Here is a 16,415-nt window from a genome sequence, read left to right as displayed (position 1 = left end):
TACTTTTTCAAATCATGAACTTCAAGTTACTTTTAATGGCCGGAATGCTTCTTTTTGGCGCTATGGCATCTGCTTCACCTCAAAATCCGCCTAAGAAAATGCTCCGTCACGTTGTTTTATTCAAATTCAAAGATTCCGCAACGCCGGCGCAAGTGAAAGAAGTGGAGGACGCATTCAGGGCACTGCCATCGAAGATTAAGGAAATAAAAAGTCTGGAATGGGGCACGAACAACAGCCCGGAAGGATTGGCGCAAGGCTTTACCCACGCATTCTTCGTAACATTTGAGAACGAAGCAGCACGCGAAGTTTACTTGCCTCATCCTGACCACAAAGCATTTGGAAAAGTCCTTGGACCGCATCTGGACAAGGTTTTGGTTATCGATTACTGGACACAGGAATGAACCGCATAACAACTCTTTTTAGTGGCGTAAAGGATCAAATTGAAACGGGAATGCTGAATGTGTATTTCACAGCAGGGTTTCCCGAGCTCAATGATACAATGCGCGTGTTGCAGGCTTTGCAGGATGGCGGCGCTGATCTGGTTGAGATTGGAATGCCTTATTCAGATCCAGTTGCCGATGGGGAAACCATTCAAAAAAGCAATGATCAGGCGCTGGAAAACGGCATGTCTGTGAAGGTTCTTTTTGATCAGCTGGCAAATATGCGTGAAACTATCACAGTGCCTGTCCTGCTGATGGGTTACGTGAATCCGGTTTTACAATATGGGATTGAAAATTTCTGTAAAAAATGCGCTGAAGTAGGTGTGGACGGGCTCATCCTGCCCGATATGCCAATGGATGTGTATTTGAATGAATACAAAGCCATTTTCGATGCATACGGCATCCTGAATATCTTCCTGGTAACGCCTCAAACTTCCGAAAAACGCATTCGCCAGATTGACGAAGTGAGCGAAGGTTTCATTTACACCGTTTCTTCTGCAAGCGTAACCGGCTCAAAATCCGGGGTAAGCGAAGATATGGAGTCCTATTTTGATCGGTTAAACGCCATGCAGCTACGTAATCCGCGGCTAATTGGTTTTGGGATTAAGGACCACCAAACATTTAAAAAAGCATCCGGATATTCGGCAGGCGCTATAATAGGCAGTGCATTTATTCGCGTTTTACAGGAGAGCAATGATCTTGAACAGGACATTAAATCCTTTGTAAGAAGCGTAAAAAATTACCCGGAAACGATCGAAGCATAGCGTTTGAGAATTCCTGTTAACATTGTTGCTTCAGGCATCACTTTTGTACAAACAACTCATAATCGGGTTGTTTGTTTTTTTTAAAGGTGAGGATATGGGATCTCGAAAAATTATTATTCTTTTATTTATGCTTTGCTCATCACCGCTTTACGCGCAGTTCCGGCTTGATCTGGAAAGCGGAGTGGTGTTTGGGACCAATTATAACAAAGTCCGCATTCCAAACGTGGGCGGAACACAGGTTAATCTGGCGAGCGACCTAAGCATTGACCCCAAGATCTTTTATCGGATAAGGGGCACATATACAATTGGTAACAGGCACAACATCAGTGCATTGTTCGCTCCGCTTTCTGTCAAATATCATGGTTCGTTTGACGAGAATGTTAATTTCAATGGCATTAACTATTTGCCCGGACAACCATTACAGGTTTTTTACAAATTCAATTCTTACCGGCTGACTTACCGTTACGATTTCGTGGCCAAAACAAGATGGCGTCTTGGACTAGGGCTTACCGGCAAGATCAGGGATGCCGATGTACGATTCAAAAATGAATCTAACGACACGCATTTTGACAACATTGGCTTCGTCCCGCTTATTAACTTTTACGCGGCTTACAAGCCATCTTACCGCTGGTCTGTGATCCTGGAAGGCGATGCGCTGGCGGCTAAACAAGGACGTGCAGAGGATGTTTTTGCAGGAGCAGCTTATCAGGTCAATCCCAAATTCGGGATAAAACTGGGTTATAGGGTTGTTGAAGGAGGTGCCGATACGGATGAGATTTACAATTTCAACTGGATCAACTATGCTTCCTTAGGTGTCTTGCTGACGCTCTGAAATTTGGCTAGTTAACAAATGAAACGTTCAGCTGAAGAAAATCCATTTTAAACGATGGAATTCCATATAATTCGCTATATTAGTTTGTTTTACGCGTGTCAATGCGAATCGTAATTTTTGGTTCCGGCATACGTTATAAATTTCCATCAGATATAACGATAAACTTATATGGCTCCTTTCACTCCGGCAATGGAAGGCCTGTTGCTCCGCATTCAGGAATACCGTCAAAAATATTATCAAAATCAGCTTTTAAAAGGCATTATTTTTTCAGCGGCCTTGATGCTGAGTGTCTTTCTTTTTTTCAATACAATCGAATATTTCGGGCGGTTCAGCTCAGGTGTCCGGGGAACATTGTTCTTCGGATTTTTAGCTGTGCTCGTGTTTTCATTTTTTCAATGGGTTATCCAACCATTAATCCATCTTTCCGGGCTCAAAAAGCCCATTTCAGACGAACAGGCCGCATTACAGATCGGCGAATATTTCCCGGAAATAGGGGATAAGCTTGTCAATACGCTTCAATTAAGAGGATTAACCGGCACGCAATCCGACCTGATTGAAGCCAGTATCCGTCAAAAATCCGGTCAGTTGCTCATTGTCAAGTTTTCTGATGCCATTCGATTCAGTGAAAATAAAAAGCGCATTAAGTATGCTATTTATCCGCTTGCGGCCATTGCGGCTATCCTGCTTTTTAATCCCTCATTTTTCACTTCGAGCTCCGATAGGATCATACACTTTCAGAAAAATTATACTTATGCCCCATTCTCATTTGTTCTTGAAAACAAATCCTTGAAAGCATTTAGAAATGAGGATTTTACATTAAAATTAAAGCTGAAAGGCGAAGCATTGCCCACCGCCGCTTACCTGGTCCAGAACGGTTCGCGGTTTAAACTGAACAATGATGGTAACCAGACTTATTCCTATACATTTAAAAACCTGCAAAGAGATGTCAAATTCTCATTTGACGCTGCCGGATTCACTTCTGAGGAATACAGGATTAATGTTGCTGAACGGCCTTCGCTGCTTTCATTTGACGTAAATCTGCGCTATCCTGCCTATTTGAATAAACCCGCGGAAGGGCTTAGCAATGTTGGAAACTTGTCTGTTCCGGAAGGAACGACTGTGGAATGGAACTTCAACACCTCCGCTACGAAATCGCTGGCGATCCGCTTTGAAGATGATTCCGCATTATACCGGGCAAAAGGCAGTGATGGTGAACATTTTGAGATCAAAAAAACGGTTAAGAAATCATCACAATATCAGGTTAATCTTCAAAATGATGAAACCACGAATTTGGACAAAATAGGCTATTTCATCAATGTTGTCCCTGATAAATTTCCAGTCCTTAACCTCGAAAATTTCCAGGATACAACGCTTTATAACTATCTCGTGCTGGGCGGCTCCATCAGCGATGATTATGGCTTCTCACAGCTGAAAATGTTTTATTCTGTAAAACGGGCGGATGATAAGGAACCTGCACCGGCCAAAGGAATTCCTGTTCCCTTTAACAAAACGGTCAATACGCAGAGTTTTTATTTTCAATGGTATGTAGACAGCCTTAAACTGGCTCCGGGCGATAAGATCGAGTACTATGCCCAGGTGTGGGACAATGATGGCGTAAACGGCCCGAAAAGCGCCAAATCTAGGTCAATCCAGTTCACTGTTCCTTCCAAAGATCAATTAGAGGCCGAGATCAAAAAATCAGAGAAGGAGACAGAAGATCAAATGCAGTCTGCCATGAAAAAGGCGCAAAGCTTGCAGAAAGACCTCAACAATCTGGATAATAAGCTTAAAAGCAATAAGGAACTCGATTTCAAAGAGCAAAAGCAGATCGAGGAAGTGCTTAAAAAGCGCGAAGAGCTGATGAAAGAATTGCAGGCTTTGCAGGAAAAGAACCAGAATGCGAATGAAAAATCGAAGCAGTTCAATCAGCAAAGTCCGGAGTTGCAAAGCAAGCTGGACCAGCTTCAAAAGCTGATGAATGAGCTTATGGATAAAGACACGGAAAAGCTTTATCAGGAATTGAAAAAGCTGCTGGAACAAAAGCAAAGCGACCGCATGTCGACCATGATGGAGAAACTACGCAACAAGGAGAACAATCTCGAAAAAGAACTGGAAAGGACAATGAAACTTTTCAAGCAAATGCAGCTTGAACAAAAAATGGAAAACCTGACCGAAAAGCTGGACGAGCTCGCCGACAAGGAAGATCAGCTTGCGGATAAAAGCCAGGAGAATGATAAGAACAAAAATTCCGACGATAAAAAAGGCAAAAACGACGAGCTGAAAAAAGAGCAGGAAAAAATTCAGGAAGAATTCAAAAAAGCTCAGGAGGATGCAAAAGAAGCTGAAAAAATGAGCGAAGAGTTGGAACAGCCGCTGGACACGCAGGAAGAAGAGCAGAAAAACGCGTCTGAGCAGATGGAAGAAAGCAAGAAGCAACTCGATAAGCAACAGAACCAGAAAGCCTCTGAATCGCAGAAAAAGGCTGCTAAATCGATGAAGAAAATGTCGGAGTCGATGCAGGAAGCGATGGAAGCTGCAGAAATGGAACAAATGCAGGAAAACCTGGACGCATTGCGCGATATTCTGGAAAACCTCATCACGCTTTCTTTCGACCAGGAAACATTGATGAAAGATTTTCGCGGCGTAAGCTTGCAGGATCCGCGTTTTATCAAACTGGGCCAGCAGCAGCTGAAATTAAAAGACGATGCGAAAGTTGTTGAAGACAGCCTTTACGCACTTGCGAACCGTGTTATCCAAATCCAGTCGTTCATTACCCGAGAACTCAATGATATGAAGTCTTACATGGACGAGAGTGTAAAAAGCATAAAAGACCGCCAGATCAATGTGGCAACTTCCAAGCAGCAATTCGCAATGACATCCATGAACAATCTCGCATTAATGTTGAGCGACGTTTTCAATCAGATGCAACAGCAAATGGCGATGGCGATGCCGGGAAGTGGTAAGGGCAAGAAAGGAAAACAGAAGGGCGAGCAAAAGGGAATGGGCGAAATGCAGGAGAAGCTTAACGGCGAAATGAAGAAGCTTGGAGAAGGTAAGGAGGGGCAGGGCAATAATTCCGAAAAGCTCGCCAGAATGGCCGCTGAGCAAGCGATGATCCGCAAAATGATCCAGGACCTGATGGAGTCGCAGAAAGGCACAGAGGTTGGAAAACAAATGGGTAAAGAGTTACAGGAAATTGCCGAGAAAATGGATGAGACAGAAACCGACTTGGTGAACAAGCGCATTACGCCAGAGCTCATCAAGCGCAACCAGGAAATCACGACGCGCTTGCTCGAATCTGAAAAAGCAATGAAGGAGCAGGATGAGGACGAGCAGCGCAAAGCACAAAGTGCGAAACAATTGCCAAGACAACCTCCTGCGGCATTTGAAAAATACATTCGCGAGAAGGAAAAGCAAACAGAATTATTAAGAACCATCCCGCCCACATTCTCTCCATTTTACAAAAGAGAGGTCGATACCTACTTCCGCAAGTATCAGGCTAAGAACTGATTATAAAAGCATTTTGTTGTGAACATTCCGGTGACCGCGTTTTAACACTTTTTAAGCAAGTTGTTGAAAGCGCGGTCATCGGCTAAACTGATCTTAACCGGATAGTTTAGTATGTTTGTAATATTTTACCGTTTAGTATGCTTAATTTCTTCACCGAAAACGTCGATTTCGACCTGTTACGCCCGTTAAAAACAAAGAAGTGGATCAAAAACACCTCAATATCAGAGGGTTACGAAATTGCCGATTTGAACTATATTTTTTGTGACGACGAATATCTTCTGGAAATCAACAAACAATATCTGGATCACGACTATTTCACGGACATTATTACGTTTGACAATAGTGAGGAAGACAATGTGATTGAAGGTGATATTTACATAAGCGTCGATAGGGTAAAGGAGAATGCAGCGACGTTTCACGCCGATTTTGAAACTGAAATGCGCCGCGTTTTAATACACGGATTACTCCATTTAATGGGTTATGATGATACGGATGAAAAGCTAAAAGCTGCAATGCGGGCCAAAGAGGATCAGTATCTTCTGCTCTTCTAGTTAAATTTCCACGTGGAACACTTTAATTAAAGTGGTTTAATAAGTAAATGAATTATGTTTCAAGAATATGATGTAATCGTGGTGGGAGCAGGCCATGCGGGTTGTGAAGCAGCTGCGGCTGCGGCAACGATGGGCTCCTCCGTTCTGCTGATTACAATGAATATGCATACCATTGCCCAAATGTCTTGCAACCCTGCGATGGGGGGCGTGGCGAAAGGGCAGATCGTTCGAGAGATCGATGCACTCGGCGGACAGTCGGGGATCATTAGCGACAAGACAATGATCCAATTCCGGATGCTCAATTTATCAAAAGGCCCTGCCATGTGGAGTCCAAGATGCCAGAGCGACCGCGCTATGTTCGCTACCGAGTGGAGGAATGTTCTGGAGAATAATCCGAATGTCGACTTCTGGCAGGACACTGCTAAGGAAATTATTATCAAAGACGGGAAAGCTTGCGGTGTAAAGACAAGCCTGGGGATTGAGATACATTCAAAATCCGTCGTGCTAACCAACGGCACATTTCTAAACGGACTGATCCATATTGGTGAGAAAAACTTTGGCGGTGGCCGAACCGGTGAAAAAGCTGCGACAGGAATTACCGAGCAATTGGTAACACTGGGCTTCGAAGCCGGACGCATGAAAACCGGGACGCCTCCAAGAGTCGATGGCCGCTCGCTGGATTATTCCAAAATGGAAGAACAGCCGGGCGACGAAAATCCCTCTAAGTTCTCTTACTCGGACACAAAGCCGCTGGCGAAACAACGAAGCTGCTGGATTACTTACACCAATTCAGAGGTGCACGAAATCCTGAGAACCGGCTTCGAGAAATCACCCATGTTTTCTGGAAGGATCAAAGGAATCGGTCCTCGGTATTGTCCGTCTGTTGAAGACAAAATCAACCGGTTTGCCGATAAAGACCGCCACCAGATTTTTGTAGAGCCGGAAGGATGGGATACGGTTGAGGTCTACGTAAATGGTTTCTCGACTTCGTTGCCGGAAGATGTGCAATACGCCGCGCTCCGAAAAATCCCAGGGTTTGAGAATGCCAAAATGTTCCGTCCTGGATATGCAATCGAGTACGATTACTTTCCGCCGACACAATTGAAATCGACGCTCGAAACACATTTGATTCAGAACCTCTTCTTCGCGGGCCAGATCAACGGAACAACGGGATATGAAGAAGCCGCTTGCCAGGGATTAATGGCCGGCATTAATGCACACCAGAATGTGCATGACCTGGATCCGTTTGTGCTAAAAAGATCGGAGGCATACATTGGTGTCTTGATTGACGATTTGATTAATAAGGGGACCGAGGAACCTTATCGCATGTTCACTTCACGTGCTGAATACAGAACATTACTGCGCCAGGATAACGCCGACATTCGCCTAACTGAAAAAGGTTTTAAGCTAGGACTGGCGGATCAAACCAGGCTTGATAATGTTGAAAAGAAGAAAGCCGAAGTGGCTGAAATCATCGCAGCATTCTCGGCCACAAAATTGACCCCGGAAGAAATAAACCCAACGCTTGCCGCTATCGGCACGGCTCCATTGCGGGAGAAAATTTCGCTAGCACAGCTTTTGAAACGACCACAGATTTCGATTGACCAGCTTACAGAAGCCAGCCCTGTAGTGGAGACCTTGCTGGAAAAGTTTGGAAAGGATTCGATCCATCAGGCGGAGATCAATCTCAAATACGACAGTTATATCGAGAAGGAAATGTTGCTTGTTGAGAAGATGAACAAGTTAGAAAACCTGAACATTATTGAAAATTTCAATTACGACGTGGTCACTTCGCTATCTTTTGAAGGTCGCGAAAAATTGAAAAGAACTCGTCCACAAACCATCGGACAAGCTTCACGGATCAGCGGCGTAAGCCCTTCCGACATTTCAGTATTAATGCTATTTATAGGACGATAATGCCGTTAGAAACACTCCAGAATTGCCCGATTTGTGATAAGTCCAGCTTCAATAATTATTTGAATGTTGAAGATTACACCGTTTCTCATAAGGAATTTACGATCCAGCAATGCAATAGTTGCTACTTCTTGTTCACTAATCCGCGTCCGTCGGAAGCTGAAATAGGAGCATACTATCAATCGGAGGACTACATTTCTCATCATGACGAAGAGAAAACAAATCTGATTTCGAAAGCTTATACAGCGGTCAGAAACCATACAATTAAACAAAAGGTCGAGCTGATTAATAATCTTTCTCCTTCTAAAGGTAAGATCCTGGATATAGGATGCGGAACGGGAAACTTCCTGGCAGCAACGGCGAAAGATGGTTGGAAAACTTTCGGGACGGAACCCGATTCCGGAGCACGAACAATGGCGCAGAAGAGAGCAGGAACTTCCATTTATGAATCCATTAACGCTGGCGAACTGACTGCTGAAACTTTTGATGTGATCACATTATGGCACGTTCTTGAACATGTGCACCTGCTTAACGAAACCGTGGAATGGTTGCATCAACATTTGAATCCCAATGGAAAAATCCTCATTGCCGTTCCAAATCCACAGTCATTTGATGCAGTTAAGTATGGCCGTTTCTGGGCCGCTTATGATGTGCCGAGACATCTGTACCACTTCACTAAGGGAACTATGAGAACGCTGCTTCAAAAGCATAGTTTGGAGGTTAACAGCATTCTCCCAATGTGGTTTGATTCATTTTATGTAGGAATGCTCAGTTCAAAGTATAGTGGGGGAAGCATCAATTATTTTGACAGCGTGAAAACCGGCATTCTTTCAAACTTAAAGGGAAGTGCGAAGGATAAGGAGCATCTCAACACATCGAGCCTCATATACATTGTTTCAAAAAAATAATCAGAAATTCTGACAACAATCTGAATGGGCCCTCAATACGCGTTATCTGTATTGCGGGCCTTTTAACTTTATAAATCAATGATCAGAACCATTGCCATTGCCATTATTTGCCTGATAATTTTCGGTCGCTGTGCCCAGCAAGTTTCGCCTACGGGAGGAAAAAAGGATTCAATCCCACCGACGCTTCTGGAAAGCAATCCGCTGAACAAAACGCTTAATTTTAAAGGCAAGAAAATCGAAGTTTTTTTCGATGAATATGTGGTTGTAGACAACATTAATCAGAAACTGATCATTACACCAGAAGCCGATAATCCATATTCCTACAAACAAAACGGTATGTCTGTTTCATTGAGTTTTAAAAATGAATTCAAAGACAGCACAACTTATACATTGAACTTCGGAGACGCAATACGAGATTTTGCGGAGAAAAATCCGGCGAAAAATTTAAAACTCGTATTCAGCACAGGCAGCACACTCGATTCCGGACGCGTTTATGGAACTCTGAAAGACATTAAGACCAATAAGCCTATTTTCGATGCGTTAGTAGGACTTTATAACCTCAGTGATACACTTAACATCGCAAAACAAAAGCCATATTACTTCTCGCGCACCGATAGCAGCGGCGTATTTTCCATTGAAAATATTCAAACAAGAGACTACAAACTAATTGCGATCGACGACAAAAACCGCAATATGCTCTACAATGCTAAAGACGAGCGTATGGGCTTTTTGAGCAAGCCCGTAACGGCTGGTTCCGACAGTGCGTCCTACAATCTAAACATGTTTCTTTCCGACAATACAGCGCTCAAAATTCAGAGAACCATTCCGAGGGTCAACAATTATGCTGTTGTATTCAGCAAATCAATAGAAAAAGTGGACGTGAAATTTATGAATAACGACACGTTACCCTATATGCTGGAAAACGGTGCGGCCTTAAAGTTTTTCAATGTTCAGCCACATCCGGATTCGACATTAGTAAAACTAACCGTTACAGATTCCCTCGGAACCGTCACCGATTTTGAACAAAAGATTGCATTTCAAGCGCAAAGAGGGAAGGAGCGGCAACGTGATCCATTCAACATGACGACAAAACCAGAGGGAAATAAAGCGCTCACCAACACATTTACCTACACGTTAAACCTCAATAAACCGGTCCAGTTTCTGGATGATAAAAACATCACTCTCATCACCGACAGCCTTACACACGAGCCCCTAAGCGCATTCAAATATCGCTGGGACCCTACGCGCACGACCCTCAGCATTGAGGCAAAATCATTCGCAAAAGACACCATTAAGTGGGACTTTCCGAAAGGAAGTATGTTAAGCGTAGAAGGGGACACTTTACCAAAAACCCTCTTAAAGCATCCTGTTTTGAACGAGGAAAATTATGGGCAGATAAGGGGCGCAATTGTCAATGCAGACACATCAATGCGTTACATTATCGAGCTGGTTGACGAGCAGTATAAGCTTATTGAAACGCAGTATACTTCTCCATACACATTCATTCACATCCCGCAAGGTAAATATTACATTCGGGTTACGCTCGACGCCAACCGAAACCGACGCTGGGATACCGGTGAGCTGGATAAGGATAAACAACCTGAGGCCATCTATTATCTCCCTGATAAAATTCTTTTGAAGGCCAATTTTGAATTAAATGACGTGAATGTCACCCTGCCAAAGTAAAAAAATCTCAATTCTTTATACACCTACTGTGGATAACTATGTTAATAACCCGTAAATTTTGTTGGTAAGCGGGTCGAAATTGTTAACAATTATGTGGATAAGCATGAATATCTGTGGATAAAAAATCGATTGGCGCACTTTTGTTGGTAAATATAAACTAAACCGAAGTTAACACCGCGTTGATACACTTTAGTAAATGTGGATAAGACAAAACACACCGATTGCTACGTTACCAACACTGGAGTGTGAACAGATAAATTCCTAACTTGTAATTCAGCAAGTTAAACGTTGATAATTCAGAACGCTTAAGTGGATAAATGCCTTTAGTTATTCACAATGTGTGGATAACTATGTTAATCTACAGTGGATAAACTAATTATCCCCTTATCCACAGACATAGTAAGTGATAATAACTAAAGAAAATTTTTTTTATCTATTATGAAAAAGGTTTCGAGATGGGTGTTGATATACATGCTTCTTTCCGGGGCCGCCGCGGTGGGGCAGTCGGAAAAGGAGATGGCTGAAGAGTATTTTAAGAATAATGATTGTCCAAAAGCGCTGACTTACTACACCAGCTTTTTAAAAACAACATTTGAAAAAAACGCGCTGAAGAATTACACGAATTGCATCATTAAGACAAAAGCATGGGGTGACGGCGAGCAATTTTTCAAAAAGCAGATCAAAAGCGATGCGCCTAATGCCAGCTGGTATCAATTGTACTGGGGCGTGCTCCTGGAAGGCCAGGGAAAGCCTCAGGAAGCCACGAAAAAGATAGAGCAGAGCATTGCAGCATCCGGTGCGAGGATCGAGCTTAAACGCGATTTGGCGGAAGAGTTCAGGGCAATCAATAAACCTGAATGGGCCAAGCAAATATTGATTGAAGCAAGAGAAGCTGCCAAGCGAACCGACATTTTTCAATTGGAACTGGCGAGTGTTTACCGCGACCTGAATGCTCCTGAGCAAATGATCGACGAGCTGTTGTCGTATGGTATGCGTTACCAGAACATTGAGGTGGTCCAGAATATGCTGCAAGACTTTACGAAGGACGAGAAGGAACAGGCACTATTGGAAAAGGTGCTTTATGACAAAATTCAAAAATTCCCCGCCGAAGGTTTTTATAATGAATTACTGATCTGGTATCAGATCCAGAAGAAGGATTTTTACAAAGCATTTATCCAGGAACGATCGCTTGACAAGCGTTTCAAACATAATGGTGCAAGACTTTACAATCTTGGAATGCTTGCGCTTCAGAACCTCGATTACACCAATGCCGGAACCATCTTCGATCATCTGGTGAAGGAATATCCCAAAGGCCAGCTATATCCGGTTGCAAGGAGAATGGCGATTTTTGCCAGAGAGGAACAAGTAAAAAACACGTATCCGATTAAGCGTAGTGAGGTGCAAAAGCTCCTTGGACAATATCAGCAACTGGTGGATGAATTGGGGGTTAATGTGCGGACAGTGGAGGCGCTAAGGAACATGGCGATCCTGAATGCCTTCTATATGGATGATTTTAAAAAGGCAATCGAAATTCTGAACACGGCGATCGATGCAGGCAAGGGAGAGAAGAATTTTGTAGACAAATGCAAGCTTGACTTGGGCGATATTTACCTGTTGCAAGGCGAACCCTGGGAAGCGACATTGGTCTATTCACAAGTCGAAAAATCGCAGAAGGATGACCTCCTGGGTTATGAGGCCAAGCTGAGAAATGCCAAGCTGCATTATTATAAGGGAGAGTTTGAATTGGCAAAAGCCGTGCTGGATATTTTGAAGAAAGCAACTTCACGAGAGATCGCTAATGATGCCAATGAGTTGTCGCTGCTTATTATGGACAACACCGGGTTGGATAGCACGGAGTCGGCAATGAAGCAGTATTCATCTGTGGAGCTGTTGTTATTCCAAAACAAAAAGTACGAGGCCATCGATACATTAAAACATCTTTATACAAAATATCAAAACCACAGTCTGGCCGATGAGATCCTTTGGCTGACTGCTAAAACTTACATCAAGCTCGACAGTAATCAGCAGGCCATGGAAAACCTGAAAGTGCTTACGACCAAATACGGTCATGACATTTACGGAGACGATGCTTTGTTTGCTTCGGCAAAACTCTATCAGGAAAAATTAAAAGACAAAGATCTTGCGATGAAGCTTTACCAGGAGCTGATGGAAAAATATCCGGGGAGTATTTTTGTCGCCGAGTCGCGAAAGCGTTTCCGACTTTTGCGGGGAGACGTCATTAACTAAAATTTCGTGCAGAAAAAAGAAAGAGGCAGAAATCGTCAAGATTCTGCCTCTTTTGGTTTTGATATTTACGCACTTGGATGCGATTGAATGGCTGTAAGCAAATCTCGTGCGCTTAAATTTGTTCAAAAATCAATTTAATGTATTCATTAACAGCTTCTTAAATTCCAAAAACGACGCATCCATTTTTGTGGCTACTTTTTCAATGGAAAGCAGGGAACGGAGTCTTTCAGGGATTTCGATCTGTTTTTCCAAAGTTTCTTCAACGAGCTCAATAAATTTGGCTGGGTGAGCCGTTGAAAGGAAGACACCGGTGAAGTCCGAAGTATTTTTTTTACGATATTCTTCAAGACCCTGGTAAGCGACTGCAGTGTGCGGGCACATTACATATCCGGAATTTTGGAAAACTTCCCGCATCGCATTTTTCGTTGGCTCGTCATCAAAATAAAATCCTGAAACTTTTTCAGTCGCAGATTTCCAATCGTCGCCGAAAAATCTTTTAAGCCTCACAAAATTGCTGGGGTTGCCAACGTCCATTGCATTCGATATCGTTTCGATAGATGGCAACGGTTCGTAGGTTCCGTTTTCCAAATATCGAGGGACAGCATTATTTAAATTTGTAGCCGCAACAAAATGTTCGACCGGCAAGCCCATCCGATAGGCCAGAAGGCCGGCGCTAAGATTTCCGAAGTTTCCGCTTGGTACAGCAAAAACAATGGGCTTACCCAGTGCTTTTAATTGCGCATATGCCGAAAAATAATAAAAGGACTGCGGGATAAGGCGCGCTATGTTGATAGAGTTAGCGGAAGCCAGGTTGAATTTTGCATTTAGCTCAGGATCCAGAAAAGCTTCTTTGACCAGTTTCTGGCAATCATCAAATGTTCCTTCAACCTCAATCGCGGTCACATTATGGCCAAGCGTAGTAAGTTGTTTTTCCTGAATGTCGCTAACCTTGCCGCTTGGATAAAGTATAGTAACCGAAATGCCGGGAATTTTATAAAATCCCTGTGCAACCGCTCCACCTGTGTCCCCGGATGTGGCAACCAATATTTTAATTTCCTTTTTTGAGCGCAGTAAGTAGTATGACATGATAGCAGCCATAAACCTTGCTCCAAAGTCTTTAAAGGCCATAGAAGGGCCATGAAAAAGCTCTAAAACGTAATCATGTTTATTGATCTGCCGGACGGGTGCATCGAAATCGTAAGCGTTATTAATAATGTTTTCAATCTCGCTTCTTGTAATTTCGTTTCCGAATAGGGTATGTGTTATCTCAATGGCAATCTCATTGAAAGTCTTATTTTCAATATTTGCTATAAAATCAGGCGAAAGCGCCGGGATTGTTTCAGGCATATAAAGCCCGTTATCGGCAGGCAGGCTATTCAAGATCGCTTCTTCTGCCGAAGCCTTTATACTGGCCGTTTTTGTACTATAGAATATCATTTCAGTAACTATTGTGCAAACTTGAGAATTCAAATTTAAGTAAAAAGCGGCCAGGACGGCGCTACAAATTTCGAGTGAGTTTAAAATACGTCAATGAATTTGTCTGGCAAAGACTGTGTTTTGTAAATTGATTTATAATAATTAACAAACTATAAATATGTCAATAGGTATTTTTAATGTTCCCGCAGTAAGGAATGAACCTGTCAAAAATTACGCACCAGGCAGCCCCGAAAGGGATTTATTAAAAAAAGCGCTTGAAGAAGCAAGAGCAAAAACGATTGAGATTCCCCAGTATATAGGGAATAAGGAAATATATTCTCAAAATAGGCGAGCTATATCGCCGCCTCACGATCACCAGCATTTATTAGGTTATTTTCATGAAGGTAGCGCGGAAGACGTGCAGGTCGCTGTCGATGCAGCTCTGGAAGCAAGAAAAACCTGGGCTGTTCTTAATTGGGAGCAGCGTGCAGCCATTTTTTTAAAGGCAGCAGATTTGATTGCGGGTCCTTATCGTGCAGAGATCAATGCTGCAACAATGCTGGGGCAATCCAAAAATGCATATCAGGCGGAAATAGATTCGGCTTGCGAAATCATTGACTTCCTGCGACTTAATGTCAACTTCATGCGAGATATTTACAGCCAGCAGCCGATATCCTCCGATGGTGTCTGGAACCGGATGGAGTATCGTCCTTTGGAAGGATTTGTGTTTGCTATAACACCTTTCAATTTTACTGCCATTGCTGGAAACTTGCCAGCTGCGCCAGCATTAATGGGCAATGTTGTGATTTGGAAGCCAGCTTTCACACAGGTTTATTCTGCCAATGTAATTATGAAAGTGTTCAAAGAAGCTGGTCTTCCGGATGGTGTGATCAATATGGTTTTGGCTGATGGTCCTGTTGCAGGGGACGTTATTTTCAAACACCCTGATTTTGCAGGAATTCACTTCACAGGAAGCACCAAAGTGTTTCAAACAATATGGAAGACTATTGGTGAAAATATTGCTGCCTACAAGTCGTTTCCAAGGATAGTTGGAGAAACAGGTGGTAAAGACTTCGTTTTGGCCCACAAGTCAGCCGACCCTAGGGCGTTAGCAACCGGCCTGGTAAGAGGCGCGTTCGAATATCAGGGCCAGAAATGCTCAGCCGCTTCCCGGGCATATATTCCTTCTAATTTATGGGAGGAAGTAAAACAGTTGATGCTCTCCGATCTGGAAGAAATTAAAATGGGTGGGGTAGAGGATTTTTCGAACTTCGTAAATGCAGTGATTGATGAAAGGGCATTTGATAAAATTACGGGATATATATCAAAGGCAAAAGGAGATGAAAACGCAGAAATTGTTGCTGGTGGAGACTTTGACAAAAGCAAAGGCTATTTTGTACGGCCTACTATTATAAGAGCGCTCAAAACAGATTATGTGACGCTTTGTGAGGAAATCTTTGGGCCTGTTCTTACAGTATATGTATATGATGAAAACGAGTTCGAGAAAATCATCCCGATTATCGACAGGACTTCGCCATATGCATTGACAGGAGCAATCTTCGCAAATGACAGATATGCCATTCAGTATGCTTCTGAACATTTGGTCAATGCTGCGGGAAATTTTTATATCAATGATAAGCCAACTGGTGCAGTGGTAGGTCAGCAGCCTTTCGGCGGGGCACGTGCGTCGGGTACAAATGACAAGGCTGGTTCCGTTCTAAACCTGCTTCGCTGGGTATCACCACGGGCAATAAAAGAAACACTTGTTTCCCCACTTGATTACAAATATCCCTTCCTAGGAGGCATATAATTGGACAATTTTTGTGATTTATTTAAAGGGTTAAAGAACTTTAAGTTTTTCAAAGTTTTTTTTTGAAGTGATATTGCAACCCTAAAATCTTTTTCTACCTTTGCAATCCCAATCGCAAACGGCGAAAGAGAAAAGAAGAAAAGAAAGCGCGATTGGCCCTGTTCTTTGACATGATGAGATAAACCAAGAGAGTAAGAAATATTCGTTTAAGAAGATTCGGTCCTTCCTTAACGGGAAGAGATCACAACAAAATTTACAATGGAGAGTTTGATCCTGGCTCAGGATGAACGCTAGCGGCAGGCTTAATACATGCAAGGCGAGGGGGCAGCAATGTCAC

At 43.0% G+C, this 16,415-nt stretch carries 11 protein-coding genes and 1 rRNA gene; 11 read left to right on the top strand and 1 reads right to left on the bottom strand.

The window, feature by feature from the left end; all coding sequences use genetic code 11:
* Nucleotides 1-44 precede the first annotated feature (44 nt).
* The 9 genes from B5X68_RS26850 (at nucleotide 45) to B5X68_RS26810 (ending at nucleotide 12,852) form a co-directional block, all read left to right on the top strand.
* A complete protein-coding gene (locus B5X68_RS26850) occupies nucleotides 45-401 on the top strand; it encodes a Dabb family protein (RefSeq protein WP_141110440.1) in 357 nt (118 codons plus the stop codon).
* Nucleotides 398-1,204: a tryptophan synthase subunit alpha gene (gene trpA, locus B5X68_RS26845; RefSeq protein ID WP_082217857.1), complete on the top strand. Its 807-nt coding sequence runs from the start codon at nucleotides 398-400 to the stop codon at nucleotides 1,202-1,204. Before B5X68_RS26850 ends, trpA begins: the two co-directional genes overlap by 4 nt.
* A 94-nt stretch (nucleotides 1,205-1,298) precedes the next feature.
* The gene (locus B5X68_RS26840) at nucleotides 1,299-2,036 is read left to right on the top strand and encodes a porin family protein (protein ID WP_082217898.1); all 738 of its coding nucleotides are present in this window, start codon (nucleotides 1,299-1,301) and stop codon (nucleotides 2,034-2,036) included.
* A gap of 189 nt (nucleotides 2,037-2,225) precedes the next feature.
* On the top strand, nucleotides 2,226-5,546 hold the full coding sequence (locus B5X68_RS26835) for a DUF4175 family protein (protein ID WP_082217897.1): 3,321 nt from the start codon (nucleotides 2,226-2,228) through the stop codon (nucleotides 5,544-5,546).
* A gap of 137 nt (nucleotides 5,547-5,683) precedes the next feature.
* Nucleotides 5,684-6,097 carry an rRNA maturation RNase YbeY gene (gene ybeY / locus B5X68_RS26830; protein WP_082217856.1) on the top strand — a complete coding sequence of 138 codons (414 nt, stop codon included), beginning with the start codon at nucleotides 5,684-5,686 and terminating at the stop codon, nucleotides 6,095-6,097.
* A 54-nt stretch (nucleotides 6,098-6,151) separates the two neighbouring features.
* Nucleotides 6,152-8,014 carry a tRNA uridine-5-carboxymethylaminomethyl(34) synthesis enzyme MnmG gene (gene mnmG / locus B5X68_RS26825; RefSeq protein ID WP_082217855.1) on the top strand — a complete coding sequence of 621 codons (1,863 nt, stop codon included), beginning with the start codon at nucleotides 6,152-6,154 and terminating at the stop codon, nucleotides 8,012-8,014.
* Nucleotides 8,014-8,919 (top strand): class I SAM-dependent methyltransferase, encoded by a 906-nt coding sequence (locus B5X68_RS26820; protein WP_082217854.1) that lies wholly within the window; start codon nucleotides 8,014-8,016, stop codon nucleotides 8,917-8,919. The genes mnmG and B5X68_RS26820 overlap by 1 nt, the downstream gene beginning before the upstream one ends.
* Before the next feature lie 78 nt (nucleotides 8,920-8,997).
* Nucleotides 8,998-10,605 carry an Ig-like domain-containing domain gene (locus B5X68_RS26815; protein ID WP_082217853.1) on the top strand — a complete coding sequence of 536 codons (1,608 nt, stop codon included), beginning with the start codon at nucleotides 8,998-9,000 and terminating at the stop codon, nucleotides 10,603-10,605.
* Between the two features lie 438 nt (nucleotides 10,606-11,043).
* Nucleotides 11,044-12,852: a tetratricopeptide repeat protein gene (locus tag B5X68_RS26810; protein ID WP_229208583.1), complete on the top strand. Its 1,809-nt coding sequence runs from the start codon at nucleotides 11,044-11,046 to the stop codon at nucleotides 12,850-12,852.
* A 129-nt stretch (nucleotides 12,853-12,981) separates the two neighbouring features.
* Here the strand turns inward: B5X68_RS26810 and thrC are convergent, their stop codons facing one another.
* On the bottom strand, nucleotides 12,982-14,289 hold the full coding sequence (thrC, locus tag B5X68_RS26805; protein ID WP_082217852.1) for a threonine synthase: 1,308 nt from the start codon (nucleotides 14,287-14,289) through the stop codon (nucleotides 12,982-12,984).
* A 157-nt stretch (nucleotides 14,290-14,446) separates the two neighbouring features.
* On the opposite strand from thrC, the gene pruA reads away from it, so the two are divergent.
* The gene (gene pruA / locus B5X68_RS26800) at nucleotides 14,447-16,078 is read left to right on the top strand and encodes an L-glutamate gamma-semialdehyde dehydrogenase (protein ID WP_082217851.1); all 1,632 of its coding nucleotides are present in this window, start codon (nucleotides 14,447-14,449) and stop codon (nucleotides 16,076-16,078) included.
* 255 nt (nucleotides 16,079-16,333) lie between these two features.
* Nucleotides 16,334-16,415, top strand: a 16S ribosomal RNA gene (locus B5X68_RS26795); the annotation flags it as partial.

Origin of the sequence: Dyadobacter psychrophilus, assembly GCF_900167945.1 — a bacterium.
GTDB lineage: Bacteria > Bacteroidota > Bacteroidia > Cytophagales > Spirosomataceae > Dyadobacter > Dyadobacter psychrophilus.
The sequence above is the reverse complement of the archived record's forward strand: the minus strand, read 5'-3'. Positions and strand labels throughout refer to the sequence as shown.